The 15,938-nt window shown below is 33.5% G+C and carries 15 protein-coding genes and 1 riboswitch; all 15 genes read left to right on the top strand.

What is annotated here, in order from left to right:
• The first annotated feature begins 25 nt into the window (after nt 1-25).
• The 15 genes from BCR26_RS08035 (at nt 26) to BCR26_RS07965 (ending at nt 15,795) form a co-directional block, all read left to right on the top strand.
• Nucleotides 26-592 (top strand): GrpB family protein, encoded by a 567-nt coding sequence (locus BCR26_RS08035; RefSeq protein WP_245676939.1) that lies wholly within the window; start codon nt 26-28, stop codon nt 590-592.
• Nucleotides 593-777: 185 nt separating this feature from the next.
• Nucleotides 778-2,232 (top strand): helix-turn-helix domain-containing protein, encoded by a 1,455-nt coding sequence (locus BCR26_RS08030; RefSeq protein WP_069698467.1) that lies wholly within the window; start codon nt 778-780, stop codon nt 2,230-2,232.
• Between the two features lie 65 nt (nt 2,233-2,297).
• Nucleotides 2,298-3,209, top strand: coding sequence for an aldo/keto reductase (locus tag BCR26_RS08025; RefSeq protein WP_069698466.1), 912 nt, complete (start codon nt 2,298-2,300; stop codon nt 3,207-3,209).
• 361 nt (nt 3,210-3,570) lie between these two features.
• Nucleotides 3,571-4,275 carry a tRNA (adenine(22)-N(1))-methyltransferase gene (locus BCR26_RS08020; RefSeq protein ID WP_069698465.1) on the top strand — a complete coding sequence of 235 codons (705 nt, stop codon included), beginning with the start codon at nt 3,571-3,573 and terminating at the stop codon, nt 4,273-4,275.
• A complete protein-coding gene (locus tag BCR26_RS08015) occupies nt 4,272-5,390 on the top strand; it encodes a Nif3-like dinuclear metal center hexameric protein (protein ID WP_069698464.1) in 1,119 nt (372 codons plus the stop codon). The genes BCR26_RS08020 and BCR26_RS08015 overlap by 4 nt, the downstream gene beginning before the upstream one ends.
• Nucleotides 5,391-5,417: 27 nt before the next feature.
• On the top strand, nt 5,418-6,647 hold the full coding sequence (gene pepT / locus BCR26_RS08010; protein WP_069698463.1) for a peptidase T: 1,230 nt from the start codon (nt 5,418-5,420) through the stop codon (nt 6,645-6,647).
• Nucleotides 6,648-6,899: 252 nt separating this feature from the next.
• On the top strand, nt 6,900-7,172 hold the full coding sequence (locus BCR26_RS08005) for a DUF1294 domain-containing protein (RefSeq protein ID WP_069698462.1): 273 nt from the start codon (nt 6,900-6,902) through the stop codon (nt 7,170-7,172).
• 38 nt (nt 7,173-7,210) lie between these two features.
• Entirely contained in the window at nt 7,211-8,263 is a 1,053-nt protein-coding gene (locus BCR26_RS08000) for a lysylphosphatidylglycerol synthase transmembrane domain-containing protein (RefSeq protein WP_069698461.1), read from the top strand.
• A gap of 163 nt (nt 8,264-8,426) precedes the next feature.
• A riboswitch (TPP riboswitch) is annotated at nt 8,427-8,527 on the top strand.
• Between the two features lie 163 nt (nt 8,528-8,690).
• A complete protein-coding gene (gene thiM, locus BCR26_RS07995) occupies nt 8,691-9,524 on the top strand; it encodes a hydroxyethylthiazole kinase (protein WP_069698460.1) in 834 nt (277 codons plus the stop codon).
• Nucleotides 9,525-10,346, top strand: coding sequence for a bifunctional hydroxymethylpyrimidine kinase/phosphomethylpyrimidine kinase (gene thiD, locus BCR26_RS07990; protein WP_069698459.1), 822 nt, complete (start codon nt 9,525-9,527; stop codon nt 10,344-10,346). It abuts the gene before it with no gap.
• Between the two features lie 4 nt (nt 10,347-10,350).
• Complete coding sequence (gene thiE, locus BCR26_RS07985) at nt 10,351-10,977, top strand: thiamine phosphate synthase (RefSeq protein WP_069698458.1); 627 nt, start codon at nt 10,351-10,353, stop codon at nt 10,975-10,977.
• On the top strand, nt 10,974-11,390 hold the full coding sequence (locus BCR26_RS07980) for a GFA family protein (RefSeq protein ID WP_069698457.1): 417 nt from the start codon (nt 10,974-10,976) through the stop codon (nt 11,388-11,390). Before thiE ends, BCR26_RS07980 begins: the two co-directional genes overlap by 4 nt.
• A gap of 176 nt (nt 11,391-11,566) precedes the next feature.
• Complete coding sequence (locus tag BCR26_RS07975) at nt 11,567-12,298, top strand: ABC transporter ATP-binding protein (protein WP_069698456.1); 732 nt, start codon at nt 11,567-11,569, stop codon at nt 12,296-12,298.
• 3 nt (nt 12,299-12,301) lie between these two features.
• Entirely contained in the window at nt 12,302-13,957 is a 1,656-nt protein-coding gene (locus BCR26_RS07970; RefSeq protein ID WP_084387065.1) for a hypothetical protein, read from the top strand.
• Between the two features lie 398 nt (nt 13,958-14,355).
• Nucleotides 14,356-15,795 (top strand): APC family permease, encoded by a 1,440-nt coding sequence (locus BCR26_RS07965; protein WP_069698455.1) that lies wholly within the window; start codon nt 14,356-14,358, stop codon nt 15,793-15,795.
• The last annotated feature ends 143 nt before the right edge of the window (nt 15,796-15,938 follow it).

Below are 15,938 nucleotides of genomic sequence, written 5' to 3'. Positions count from 1 at the left end.
AGAGTCCTTCTACAAAATTTTTAGTGTGTCCAAAATTAATATTAATAGGAAAAAGGAGGTTTTTTCTATCAGAAAAATTGAAGTAATTGACTATGATGTGAATTGGCCGAAAGACTATCTTAAAGAGGAAAAAAGACTGAAACTATTTTTAAAAAAGGAACTTATACAGAGTTTTCACATAGGAAGTACTTCCGTTCCTGGACTAAAAGCAAAACCAATTATTGATATATTACTAGTAGTTCAGGATTTAAGTGAGTTAGATGCCTATTCAGATGAATTTGAAAAATTGGGTTACGAGGTTTTAGGTGAATGCGGCATTGAGAACAGGAGGTTTTTCCAGAAAGGGGGAGAAAAAAGAACGCATCATATTCATGCGTTTCAATATGATAATATAAATGAAATAGAGAGACACATCCTCTATCGTAACTACCTCAGAACGCATCCAGAAGATTGTGCTAGATACGCTTCTATAAAAAACTTGATGGCAGAAAAGTACCCTCATGATATTGAAAAATATTGTGCAGGAAAGAACGAATTAGTAAAGGAAATTGAGCGTTTGTCGCTAAAGTGGCACTGGCTTACTATAAAGTGAATTAAAAAAGCTGTTTTTAAATGAAAAAGCAGCTTTTTTGCGTAGTTATATATAGAAAAACTAAAAAGATTTTTTTATCAAAAACAAACTATTTTTATATATTTTCTGAAATTAAAACAAAATAATATACCGAATAGAAAAAAGATGATATAATTTTTTTATAATTGGGACGGTGGTGTTTTTATTTGAATTTTGATAATTTGTTGGATTTTGAAACAATAAAAATCAGGGAGTTGTTGTTTCTGCTTCAATCAGCGTATGCTCCATGTTCAATCGAACAACTGGCTGACAAAATTGGTGTTAATCGTAAAACGCTCATGAAATATATTCAAAAGTTACAAAAGTTGTTCGATAAATATAATTTTTCAGATTATTTAGAAATTATAAAAGTAAGTAGAAATGAATTGTATTTACACAGAGAAAATAATATTCATGCGCTGAAATTTAATGTTTGCTATTTGCTAAATACCATAGAAATTCGTTTATTGATGTTTTCATTTGAAGCAGAAGTTATTACTTTTAAAGAAATGGCAGAAAGACTTGGAATTAGCGAATCACTTTTGCGAAATAGAATTCAAAAACTGAATGATTGGTTGCAAAGCTACGAACTGAGATTAGAAAGACAGAGTTACAAACTGGTTGGAGAAGAAAGCCAAATCAGAGAGTTTCTTTTTCAATTTAATCAATATTTCCAAAATGGGATAGGAAGAAAAGAAGTGAAGTTACACGAAGACACATTTCTATTAGCAGAATCTATTCATAATTTTTTTGAACTAAACCCAAATGACATTCAAAAGAATTTGCTTTTGGAGTTAGTGAATATAACAGTTGACCGTGTGAAGAAAGGACATCCAATGGACATTCAAGAAAACTGGAATACATATATAATAAACAGTCCTTGGTTCACAGACTTTTTGGCTGAAATGCCTTGTGAAATAGTTTCTAATGGAGATTTAGCCTACATATTTCTGATCGTTCAAAGCAAATTTTCTTTTTTATTTAGCCGTGTTCAACAAGCTAAAATGATTCAAGATCATTTTTTAAGAAAAACCAATTCTTTTCAAAATACGCTACTTGTTGTTCGAAGAATCAATTTTTTCTTTTCTGAAGAGAAAATAAAGTATGAAACGCCTATCTTATTGTCATATTTAAGTTTTCATCTTTATTATGAGTTAGTTCAATCTTTTGGTTTTGAAACAGTCGATAATACAAATCAGCTATACGAACTCTATCCCAAGTTTATGAATAATTTAGAAAAAGCTGTTGCTGATATTCAGCAGAAAAATACTTTTTTCTTCAACCTTGAGAAAAACATTCTTGTTCACCGCTATTTTCATATTCTTACAGCGATTATTTCTCCACTAAGTAATGAAAATAAGAAATATATTTGTTTATTAACAGAACTACCACCAGAGAAAGAGGTTGAACTAGAACAGCAGCTAAAAAATTTTTTTTATAATAAGATTAACTTAAAAGTTGTATATGGAAGAAACAGCCAATCTTTGCTTTATGCAGATGTCCTGTTAGTCTCTAGGAGAGGGCAAAAAATAATTGAAGAAATCAGCCAACCAGCATTGCTAATAGAGGATACTCAATTGAAATTGGAAGAATTATTAGAGATTGAGAAGATATTAAAATAAATAGTTAAGCCTTTCCAAAAAAGTGTGGTAAAATGAGCCTATGAGAAAAATTGGAGGGAATTCTATTGAAAAAAGTTCAATTTGGTACAAGTGATCTACAAGTAGCTTCAGTTATTCTTGGATGTATGAGAATAAATGGGGCAGAAAATCCAGTAAAAATAATTGAAACGGCCTATGAAAATGGCATTGATTTTTTTGACCATGCAGATATTTATGGTGGTGGAGAATGTGAATCTATTTTTGGTAAGGCGTTAAAAGAAAGCTCTATTAAAAGAGAAGAGATCTTTATTCAAACTAAATGCGGCATTCGCCAAGGAATGTTTGATTTTTCAAAAGAACATATTATCTCTTCTGTAGAAGGAAGCTTGAAACGTCTTGGTGTTGATTCAGTGGATGCACTCTTACTGCATAGACCTGACACCTTAGTTGAACCAGATGAGGTTGCTGCTGCTTTTGATCAGTTGGAAACGCAAGGGAAAGTCAAGTATTTTGGTGTTAGTAATCAAAAACCAATGCAAATTGAACTCCTGAAAAAATCAGTTAAACAACCTTTGTTGGTTAACCAAGTACAGTTTGGAATTAAGCACACAGAGATGATTGATCAAGGAATCCATGTAAATATGACTGATGCGGCAAGCGTTGACCACGATGGAAGTTTATTAGATTTTTCAAGATTAAACGAAATGACACTTCAAGCTTGGTCACCGTATCAATATGGTTTTTTTGAAGGAGTATTCATTAATAATGAAAAATTCCCTGAGTTAAATAAGACCTTAACAGAACTTGCTGAAAAATATGGAACTACCCCAACAGGATTAGCCACCGCTTGGATTTTGCGCCATCCCGCTAATATGCAAGTAATTGCTGGCACTATGAATCTTCAACGAATTAATGAAATTGCAAAAGCTTCTGATGTTGTATTAAGTAGAGAAGATTGGTATGAGATTTATCGTTCAGCAGGGAATATTTTACCGTAAAAAATAAATAAGAAATTTACAAAATAGAAAAAATTTACACATAGAAAAGTCACAATTTTTTTGTATCATAAAAGTGTTGAAACAATAGTGTGTGTTGTTGAACAAATTTCATTTTTTGTATAATCCTAATTTCCTTATTCTGTCTTCCGCAGAATAAGGTTTTTTTGTATAAAAGTTTATTTTGATACATAAATTAGAACTTTTATTTACGTTAAATAGTTCATTTGACTGTAATAAAGGATTTAAAAAACTAAGATTAAGTTAATAAAAATTCTTTTTTACTTAGATAAAATATTAGCTCGTCACACAAGTTTTCTTCTCGGATTTTCAGTGGTATAATGACCAGTGGAGGAATTGACAAATGAATATAAATCAACTATCAAAAAGATTACAACGAGTGGGGGAATTTGTCCCTGCTGGTGCTCATTTAGCTGATATCGGATCGGACCATGCCTACTTGCCTGTCGCACTATTATTGCAAAATAAACTTGCTTATGCAGTAGCTGGGGAAGTGGTGAAAGGACCTTATGAATCAGCTGAAAATCAAGTAGTAAAAAATGGTTTGCAAGATAAAATCATCGTTCGTTTAGCAAATGGGTTGGATGCAATAGAACCAACAGATGCGATAAATGTCATCACGATATGCGGAATGGGTGGCGCATTGATTCGAGATATTTTAGAAGCTGGAAGAAATAACCAGCGTATTAAAGGCAATGAACGTCTGATCTTGCAACCTAATGTTGGAGAAAAAGTTCTAAGAGAATGGCTAACAAAAAATGGGTACACTATTATTGAAGAGGATATTTTAGAAGAAAATGATAAAATATATGAAATAATTGTAGCTGAAAAAACTGCGAAATCAGTAAAATACAGTAATAAGGAGCTTCTTTTTGGTCCTGTTTTGTTAACAAGAAAATCGTCCGTTTTTATAAAAAAATGGCAGTTAGAACAAAAACAGCGAGAATATGTTTTGCAACAACTTAGAAAATCTGGTGAAAAGCAACAAACTAAAATTCAAGAATTTGAACAGCAGGTAACAGAAATCAAGGAGGTTTTAGCAGAATGAGTTTAAGTGGAGTAACATTTATTTCAAAGTTTGAAAGCTATTGTCCCCAATGGTTGGCAGAACCAGGCGATCCTGTTGGACTACACATCGGTACTCTGAATAAAGAGTTAAACAAGGTAATGGTGACCTTAGATGTTCGTCCAGAAGTTGTCGCTGAAGCGATTGAAAAAAAAGTAGATTTAATTATTGCGAAACATCCACCCATTTTTCGTCCGGTAAAACGCTTAGATACAGATTCATTTCAAAATAAAATGTACGCTGATTTACTTAAGCATGATATTGCTGTATTCGCAGCTCATACCAATATGGATATCGTTGAAAATGGATTGAATGATTGGTTTTGTGAATTGTTAGAAATACAAAATACTAACTACTTGACGAAAACTCACAGTATTCCATATAAAAAATTAGCGGTCTATGTTCCTTTAGAGAATGCTGCGTCCATGAGAGAGGCTTTAGGAGAAGTTGGTGCTGGAACACAAGGGGATTATAAAAATACTAGTTACACTCTAGTTGGTACTGGACGTTTTACTCCAATGGAAGGGGCAAACCCGACAATTGGTGGGATTGATAGAGAAGAAAGTGTCCAAGAAGCAAAAATAGAAGTTATTTTTCCAGAAACAATCCAAAAAACAGTCATTAAAGCAATGTTGCAAGCTCATCCATACGAAGAACCTGCCTATGATATATTCACTATCGAAAACCTTGTGAAAGACTATGGATTAGGTCGTGTTGGTCAGCTGAATGAAGCGATTGAGTTGGAAGAATTTGTTAAAAAAATTAAGCAAGTCTTTCAATTGGATGGATTGCGCGTTGTCGCTAATGATTTGAGTCAAAAAGTGCAAACCATTGCAATTTGTGGAGGCAGCGGAGAAAAATTTTATCCTGATGCTTTAGCAAACCAAGCGGATGTTTACATCACTGGTGATGTTTATTACCATACTGGACACGATATGTTGACAGAAGGCTTAGCAGTCATTGATCCAGGTCACTATATAGAAGAATTATGCAAACCTAAATTAGTTGAACTATTCAATCAGTGGAAAAAAGACTATAATTGGGATATTACTTTTATTGAATCGGAAGTCAACACGAATCCGTTTCAGTTTAAATAAAAATTAGATTAAAAGGAGCACCACTTTATGTATGAAAATTTATTACCCCGTTTTCTAAGCTATGTAAAAACAGAAACCCGCTCAAATCCAGAAAGTAAAACAACTCCTTCTACAGAAACACAAATTGCTTTTGCGCATGTTCTAAAAAAGGAATTAGAAGAGCTTGGAATGAGTGATGTTCTTTATAATGAAGCAAATGGTTTTGTGATGGCGACTTTACCAAGTAATATTGAAAAAAATGTTAGAAGTATTGGATTTATTGCTCATATGGATACAGCCGATTTTAATGCTGTAAATGTAAATCCCCAAATTATTGAAGACTACGATGGGGAATCGACTATCCCACTAGATGGTGAAGGAAAATATACACTAAATATCACCGATTTCCCCAATTTAAAAAACTATAAAAATCAAACACTTATTACAACCGATGGGACAACTCTTTTAGGTGCGGATGATAAATCTGGAATTGCAGAAATCATGACAGCGATGGAAATCTTAATTAAAAATCCTGACATTAAACATGGTAAGATCCGGGTTGCGTTTGGTCCAGATGAAGAAATTGGTGTAGGGGCTAATAAATTCGATGTGAAACAATTTGACGTTGATTTTGCCTATACGATGGATGGTGGTCCTGTTGGCGAACTCCAATATGAAACCTTTAATGCTGCGCAAGCGGATATTACGATTGAAGGGAAAAATGTCCATCCCGGAACGGCAAAAGATACGATGATTAATGCATTGCAACTTGCGATTGATTTTCAAAATGAGTTGCCAGTAGATGAAGTACCTGAAAAAACAGATGGATATGAAGGGTTCTTCCATTTAGCTCACTTATCTGGGAGCCCAGAAGAAGCCAAAATGAGCTATATTATTCGCGATCATGATACTGAAAAATTTAAAGCTAGAAAAGATAAAATAACTGAAATTCAAACGAAAATCAATCAACAATTTGCACAAGAACGTGTCAAAGTGGCTATGTATGACCAATACTACAATATGCGTGAAGTGATTGAAAAAGACATGAGTATTGTGAAAATTGCTGAGCAAGCAATGATTGAATTAGGGATTAAACCAATCATTGAGCCTGTCCGTGGGGGAACAGATGGATCTAAAATTTCTTATTTGGGATTGCCAACTCCTAATATTTTTGCTGGTGGAGAAAATATGCATGGACGTTATGAGTTCGTCTCCCTACAAGCAATGGAAAAAGCGACAGATGTTATTGTGAAAATTGCTGAATTAAACGCAAAATAATAATCAACGCTAGAGGTTGAAATGAAACGTTATTAGTTTTGTTTTAACCTTTAGCTTTGTCCGAAAAGGAAACATCCTCGATAAACTGAGAAGATATTGCAAATACTAAGTATGTCAAACAAAAGTGTGGTAAACTAAATCATACTGAAACTGTTAGCCTTTTTTGTATTATCATGGAATTCTTTTTTGCAATTCTACTAGTTTCAAGTTATCCTATGAAAGGAACTTTTTGAAGGAAGTAGAGTGATTTAATTGTTTAAAAATTTAGTCTTTATCTATTTGATAATCATTAATTTAACAGTATTTTTTATGATGTATTATGATAAAAAGCAGGCGAGAAAAAGAAAGTGGCGGGTTCCTGAATTTAACCTACTATTCTTAGGCTTAATTGGTGGGGGAATCGGTGGATTGTTAGGACAGCAATTATTTCACCATAAAACAAAAAAACTTCGTTTCTATCTCATATTTGGCATAGGAGCTATTTTCGCGATAGCCGTTACGTACTTCATTATAGTAAATAAATAATAAATTTTTGAAATTGAAAATGTGATGAGGAGAAAAATATGAAAAGTCATTCAAAGACAAAAATAGTTTTGAATGTGTTGTTATTAGCAAGTATATTAGGTGTTATTTTTTTTGTAATGGACAACTCTCTTAGCGACATTTTTTCAGAGTTAGCTAAAACTAGTTGGATGGTTATAGGATTAGTTGTAATATTAGGAACTATTTATCAGATAATTGAAGGTCAGTCTATCAAGGAAATCTCTAGTCATTTTACTTCATCATTTACGACAAAAGATGGTTTTTTTGCATCTTGCTATGTGGCTTTTTATCGAGTGATTTCTTTTGGTACAGGCACACTTGTTTCAGAAGTTTTTTACTATAAGAAAAAAGGTTTAGCTGTATCTCAAGGTGTGGGTGTGACGGCATTACATATGATCATGTACAAAGCAGCAGTTATTTTTCTTTCAGCGATTGGCTTAGTCATTCAGTTCTCACTATTTTATGAATATAGACCAGGAATGATTCCCTTTATTTTAACCGGAATGATTTTAACTTTTCTGATTATTTTTGTATTACTGATACTATCAAGTAGCATCAACTTACAGATCTTTTTAGTAAAATTAGCCAATAAATGGTTGAAGCGTCAAAAATTGAGAAATTTGGTGGACGAATGGAACTTACAAATTTATTCTCTTCGTGAAACAGTTCAAACAATTACAAAGGATCGTTCTGCACTGAGTCGAATCTTTATTTGGAACATTTGTAAACTATTTTTCTGGTATGTCATTCCATACATTGTATTAGTGGTAAACCATCCTGAAATAGATTTTTTATTGGTTCTTTCATTTACTAGCTTTGCAGTAATTCTATCTGGTGTTTTCCCAACCCCAGCTGGAATAGGACCTTTTGAATTTATTTATCTGATGCTTTTTAAACCTTTAGTTGGTACTGTGGATGCTGTGTCTTCTTTACTGTTATATCGATTTGGTAGCTTTGTCCTACCTTTTCTAATCGGAATGGTTTATGTGTTAGTAGGGAAAAGAAAAGAAATTAAAGCTGAGATTCAAGCCGTTCGTAAAGAGAGGGAAAAAGCGCTAGAAGAGGAGCAATGATCTTTAGAGATGGCTAAAGGTATTAGCTAATTTAATAATTTTTAGAGTTCATTAACGAAGATCTGAGGCTGAGGGAAGCCTGGGATTCTTCGTTTTTTTGTAAATGGATTGATTCTAGGGGAGATTTTTCTTCTTTTTTATAAGATAATTGTGTTATACTTTAAATAAGTACTAGGGGAGTCGTTATGACTGAGATGTTCTGCTTGAATAAACCCTTTGAACCTGTGAGTTGATACTCGCGTAGGGAAGTCGTCTAAAAATAGCATGTATTAAAATGGAGAAATAGTTGCAATTATTTTTTAGCAAGTTGTAACCGTTTTTCGTATGATAAAATACTATTAGGCGTTTCGAGAAGGGTTCAAACCTATTTCGAAACGCTTTTTCTATTGATAGAAATCGCTTCTCAAAAAAACGTAGGAGGAAAATCATGAAAGAAGCAAGAGAAAAAAATGACAATATCCCGTTTAGTTTTATTGAAGAAGTCAAAAGAAAAAATCCGTTAGTTCATAATATTACCAATATTGTTGTGGCAAATGATTCAGCAAACGGTCTTTTAGCAGTAGGAGCTTCTCCATTTATGTCTAGCACAATTGAGGAATTAGAGGAAGTTGTGGCGATAGCAGATGTAGTGGTATTGAATATGGGAACTCTAAATGACGAGCAATTAGATGCAATGCTGATTGCTGGAACAAAAGCGAATCAATTGAATAAACCTGTTGTATTAGACCCTGTAGGAGCAGGGGCAACAACTTATCGAAAGAAAGCAGTGTTACGTTTATTGGAACAAGTTCATCCGACGTTGATTCGTGGAAATGCTGGGGAAATAGCTGCACTGGCAGATGAAAAATGGCATGCCAAGGGTGTCGATGCTGGTACTGGGTCAGGAAATGTTCGATTGATGGCAGAAAAATTAGCAACGCAACAACAAACTTTCGTATCCGTAAGCGGTGAAATTGACACGATCACAGATGGAACTACTAGCTATTATATAAAAAATGGGACATCTTATTTTACAAAAATGACTGGAGCTGGTTGTTTAAATTCTTGCATTTGCGGGGCTTTTTTAGCTGTTGATGAAAAACGTTCTTTAGAAAGTATTGTTGTTGGTAGTACAATGTATGCACTGGCAGGAGAGCTTGTTGCAAATGAATTGTCTTCTCTTGCTGTCGGCTCTTTTAGAACTCTGTTGTTGGATAAATTGTCTAAGTTAACTAGTATCGAAGTATTAAGAAAAGCAATGATTGAAAAGGAGAGAAATTAAATGAATGAGACAATTCAAGCACTAACGATAGCTGGATTCGATAGTGGTGGAGGTGCGGGGCTACAAGCGGATTTAAAAACGTTTCAAGAAAGACAAGTATTTGGGACATCAGTCTTAACCGCGTTACCTATCCAAAATACACAGGGAGTAAAAAAAGTTTATGACTTACCCATTCAAGCTATTCAAGAACAGTTAGAAGTGATCGCGGAAGATTTTACTATTTCGGCTGTAAAAACAGGGATGCTTTTTACCGAAGAAATTACTCATTTAGTTGCAGATTTTTTAACACATAGTGCCTTCGGTCCGTTAGTTGTCGATCCTGTAATGATTGCGAAAAGTGGTCATGCTTTGCTAAAAGATTCCGCTGTTAAAGCCTTAATTACAGAAATAATTCCACAATCATTTGTGATTACACCAAATATTCCAGAAGCCGAAGTCATAAGTCAAATGAACATTGGGACTAAAGAAGAGATGGTTTTAGCAGCAAAGAAAATCCAACTTTTAGGAGCGAAAAATGTCGTTGTAAAAGGGGGACATCATTTAGACGGGGATAACTCCTCTGATGTTATTTTATTAGAAAGTGGGGCAATTGAATGGGTATCAAGTAAACGGATCAATACTAAAAATACTCATGGAACGGGTTGTACTTTTTCCGCCTGTATTGCAGCTGAACTAGCTAAGGGAATGGATGTTTTGACCGCGGTAACAACAGCGAAACATTTTATACAGGCGGCGATTGAAGATGGCATTCAAGTAGGTCATGGGAACGGCCCAACTAACCATTGGGCGTATAGAAAGGTTGAGCAAAGTGAGAGGATATAATAAGATGTTGTCATTGTATTTTATTGCAGGAACGCAAGATATTTTGAAAGGAACGCTTCCAGAAAAATTAGAAGCAGCTTTGAAGGCAGGAATTACTTGTTTTCAATATCGTGAAAAAGGCACCGGAAGCTTGCAAAAATCAGAAGAAATCAAGCAAATGGCAATAGTTTGTCAAGAACTTTGTCGAAAATATTCCGTTCCTTTTATTGTTAACGATGATGTTGCATTAGCTTTAGAAATAGGTGCAGACGGTATTCATGTAGGACAAGAAGACCAAAATATTGTTGATGTCCTGAATTTGTTCCCTGATAAAATTGTTGGTTTATCCTGTTACGATGAAATGGAAGTCGCTAAAGCCAACCAACTTGAAGGGGTTAGTTATTATGGAATTGGGCCTGTTTATCGTACGATTTCAAAAAAAGATGCTCAAAAACAAATTGGAATAACTAAATTGCAAGAACTTGTTAAGCTAGCTAAACTACCAGTTGTTGCAATTGGTGGAATTGATACTGAAAATGTTCAAGCAGTTTGGCAAGCCGATGTAGACGGGGTATCAGTTATATCTGTACTTGCAAGAGCTAAGGATTTAGATGTTGCAATAGAAAAGCTGAAAAAGGTGAGAAGCAAATGAAGAAGAATGGTCAATGTTTATGCGGAAAGATAACTTTTACAATTAACGATACAGATATGAGAGTAGATGCTTGTCATTGCGAAATGTGTCGCAAATGGACAGCAGGGCCATTTTTATCTATCAGTGCAGGAAAAGGAGCAACAGTTTCATTTGAAAATGAAGACGAAATTACTCGCTACTCTTCTTCCCAGTGGGCGGAACGAGGTTTTTGTAAAAACTGTGGAAGTACGTTGTTTTATCATGGCTTGTATGATGACTCATACTATATAGCTGTCGATCTACTAGATGACAATTCTGAGGCTATTCTAGTAGAGGAAATATTTTATGATAAGAAGCCCAATTATTATCATTTTTTAGAAGCGACGACCAAAAAGACAGCTTCTGAAGTATTAGCGGGTAATGAAGAAAAATAAATAAAAAAAAGAGAGCTAAGAAAAAAGGTAGTTAATTTTTTCTCAGTTTTCTTTTTTATTCTTTTGTTGGTGAAAAAAAGATTGTTTAGTTTATAAAATTGTCGTATTATTTAAAGAAAGGGTATTATCACGTGTTGAATTAAGGGTAAAGTGCTTAAAAAAGGAGTGGTTAAATAATGAAATTGATTTTAGAAAAAATTAACAAAAATTTTGAAAAAAAAGTTATTTTTAATGAGGCAAGTTATACATTTGAAAAAGGAAAAATCTATGGCTTATTGGGGAGGAATGGTTCTGGTAAAACAACACTTTTTAATTGTATTTCTCGAAATATGATGGTTGATAGTGGAACAATTCTTTTGGAAAAGTCGGGAGAAAAAGAACAAGACTACGAAGATACAGACATTGGCTTTGTTTATACAGCCCCACATTTACCTGCATTTATGACAGCCTATGAATTTGTTAAATTTTTTATTGATATCAATAGAAAGCGAATCGCTAATGAAAAGACACCAACAGAATATTTACTCTCTGTGGGCATTGAAGAAGAAGATCATCATCGCTTACTGAAAGATTTTTCTCATGGAATGCAAAATAAAGTACAAATGCTTGTTTCGTTAATGGTAGAATCACCTGTTTTACTGTTAGATGAACCATTAACGTCCTTTGATGTGGTTGCTGCGCATGAAATGAAAGAAATGATTATCAAAGCAAAAAATAAATCTGTTGTTATTTTTTCTACACATATCTTGCAATTGGCGCAAGATCTTTGTGATGAAGTAGTTCTATTACATCATAATAAGTTAATTGGTGTTGATCCTGCAAGGATTCACGACAAAGATTTTGAAGAAGAAGTGATTCAAATTCTTTCTGACAAGGATGTTGAGCCTGTTCAAGAAGAAGAGGTGTAGCAAATGACTATATTTTTAACGTATCTACGAAATTACTGGTATTTGAAGTTAACTCGAATGGTAAAAATGATCAATGGTTTCGTTTATTTTGTTAGAAGAATTCCAGTCGTTGGAAAGAAAATTCCTTCAACGGTATATAAAATTTATCCAATCAAGCAAATTGTGACAGTTGTCAGCGTTATTATCAGTATATTTTTTAGTATTCTCATGCAATTCATTAAGTTAGGTTTATTCATTGTAATAATGTTTTTTATCGAAGGAGAAAATGCTCTTACAGAGAATATAAGAGGTGGTGTAGATTTAGCTGTTATAAACAACGGTCTATTTATTTGGTTTTTCTTCATTGTTATTTTGAGGAACTTTTATGCTGGCGTTTCTTTTTCTGTTGAGCAAAAGCTGATTGATTTTTATGATCATTTTCTCTTGAAAAAAGCAGACGTTATTCGGGGTGAAAGTATCATTGATCGCTTATATCAAGGATTAACCTACATTCCGGCAGCGTTGATTTTAGGAGTAGTGACAGCAAATAGAGTTTTTTTACCACTATTTATCGTATGTAGTTATTTAGCTTTTAGTTATTTATTTTTATATTTTGGACGAATGATCTATACTTGGCAGCTATCCAACAAGAATAGAATAATTTTTAATGGTTTCTTTAGTTTGTTTATTATTGGAATTGGAGTTGGGCTATATTATTTTCAGATAAGTCAATCGTTGATAGCATTTTTTACTTCTTGGTTAGGTATCCTATTTTTAGCAGTTATACTTGCAGTAAGTCTCTGGTTATTTCTTCATTTTAAACAAGAAAATGAATTTATTAACTTTCTTTTAGAACGATCAACCATCCAAGTGAAAGAAGTACAGGAAGCAAAAAAATCTCAGAATCAATATCTTTCTGAAGGTCTAAGAATGCAAAAAAATCTGGTTCTTAATGCTGAAAAGGAGTTTCAAAGTTTATCGGGTAGTAATTATTTGAATGCATTATTATTTAGTCGCTATCGATCTATTTTGAATAAATCATTACGTTACAGGTTTTATTATATTGCTTCAGCATGGATAATTATTATTGTTGCTAGTTTGTTGGGTGCATTTAAACATGTAAAAATTGAGACGATTACAACTTCACTGCCGGGATTATTTTTTATTATGTATTTTGCTACGTTTGGTAAAAAAGTAGTTCAAATGGTTTTTGTTAACTGTGATGTTTCAATGTTATATTATCCATTCTATCGTGAACCAAAAACAATTATTACGGGATTTAATTATCGATTTAAGCAAACATTTTACTACAATAGCATTATTTCAGCTGGGATTTTTGTTTGTTACTTGTTGCTTCATTTACTGAATGATTTTCTGTTAGATTGGCAGTTTTTTAGTGTATTACTATTGGCTTTGACAGCTTTAGCGTTCTTGTTTTCCTTTCATGAACTATTTATTTATTATTTGTTACAACCTTTCACGGGAGATATGTCAGTAGTTAGTCCACTCTACAAATTTGTATCAGTGCTACTTTATTGGATTTCTTATATAAGTATGCAATTAAGTTCTCTAGGTTATTTTTACGTTGTTATTATTTCGATAGGTAGTTTGATTTATGTATTTATAGGCTTTATTGTGGTTTATAAAATGGCTTCCAAAACCTTTAAAATCAGATCTTAAATAAAAATAGTTTGAACTGAAATAAATCGATTCATGGTTTATTTCAGTATTTTTTGAATATCCATTCATTGATGGAAATGACGAAAATGAGAAAGTAAATGAGGAAATCTGTAAATTTCATTTGATGGAAACATGATAGAATCAGACTATATCTGATGATTAGGGATATAAATAATAGAATCATTAAAATAAAATGTTGTATTTATCCGCTATCTAAAAAAATGCTGAAAAAACAGTCATTTTACGATAAGAACGCTTGTTTTAAAAATGAAAAGTGATTATGATAAGAAAGGAAGTTTTCACTTTAGCACAGTAGGAACGTTTATTGTCTTTGTATTTTTCCTGTTTTTTGTATCGTTTTTCCTACTTTGCGTTCTAAAATTTTAAGGAGTGTGTTTATGGATCAAAAGAAACAATTAAGATGGTTTACGGTCGGTCTAATTGCCTTCAACATGGTTTGGGGACTTGGGAATGTCGTAAATAATTATGCACAGCAAGGAATATCTGTGGTTACTTCATGGGTTTTGATTTTGGTATTATATTTCGTTCCCTATGCGCTGATTGTTGGTCAACTAGGCTCAACATTCAAAGATAGTAATGGTGGTGTAAGTTCGTGGGTTCAAAATACCAGCACGAAGCGTTTAGCTTATTATGCTGCTTGGACATACTGGGTTGTACATATTCCTTACTTAGCACAAAAGCCACAAGCGATCTTGATTGCGCTTGGATGGGCGTTTCAAGGAAATGGAAATCTAGTTAACACGATGCCGATTGCTACCGTTTCATTAATTTCATTAGTTATCTTTTTAATTTTCTTAATGTTATCAACTAAAGGCTTAACGACTTTAAAAGTCATCGGTGGAATTGCTGGAACAGCGATGTTTGTGATGTCAATACTCTTTATATTACTAGCAGTTGGCGCACCAATGATTAATTCATCTGTAGAATTCGCAACACCTCATTTAGACAAGGTAAGTACCTATATTCCTAAGTTTGACTTTGGGTATTTCACAACTGTGTCAATGCTTGTCTTCGCGGTTGGTGGAGCAGAAAAAATTTCTCCGTACGTAAATTCTACAAAAAATCCAGCGAAAGAATTTCCAAAAGGAATGATCTTTTTAGCTAGTATGGTTGGAGTTTCAGCTGTTTTGGGATCTTTTGCAATGGGAATGCTTTTTGCTAGTAACAACATTCCTAAAGATTTAATGGCAAATGGTGCCTATAGCGCGTTCCAGATGTTAGGAGAGTATTACGGCGTTGGGAATTTATTGATGGTCATTTATGCAATTACCAATTGTGCTGGACAGATTGCAGCATTAGCCTTTTCAATTGACGCTCCATTAAAAATTCTTTTAGCAGATGCAGATTCCGATTATGTGCCATCATGGTTGCGTAAGAAAAATAAAAAAGGAACGCTAATCAATGGATATGTACTGACTGGGATTTTAGTTAGTATCATTATTGCGTTACCGATGCTTGGTTTAAAAAACATGAACGAATTAGTTAAATGGTTGACGAATCTGAATTCAGTAGTTATGCCGATGCGTTATTTGTGGGTATTCTTTGCTTACATGTTATTGAATAAAGCTCACAAGAAGTTTGATTCAGAATATAAATTCGTTAAAAATCCTAAAATTGGATTTGGTTTTGGATTATGGTGCTTCCTATTTACTGCATTTGCTTGTATTTTGGGAATGGTGCCAAAATTTACTTATGCAGAAGATCCACAAGGTTGGATGTTCCAATTAGCTTCTAATATAATTACACCAGTTGTTTTGATTTTACTGGGAATGATCTTACCAGCAATTGCTCGTCGTGAAAAAAATAAAGCACTTTAATTTAATGAACATGGAAAGAAACTGAACTTACTGAGTTTAGTTTCTTTTTTGTTTGCCCGGCATGGTCAAACTCTAACGGGTTAAAGTCCCGAGTACGTCCAAGTAACGGAAAGTACCTAGTCGAAAACAAGGGTGTCCATGGT

This window comes from Enterococcus rivorum (genome assembly GCF_001742285.1).
GTDB classification, from domain to species: domain Bacteria; phylum Bacillota; class Bacilli; order Lactobacillales; family Enterococcaceae; genus Enterococcus_L; species Enterococcus_L rivorum.
Note: the sequence above shows the minus strand (reverse complement) of the source record. Positions and strands in the feature narration are given on the sequence as shown.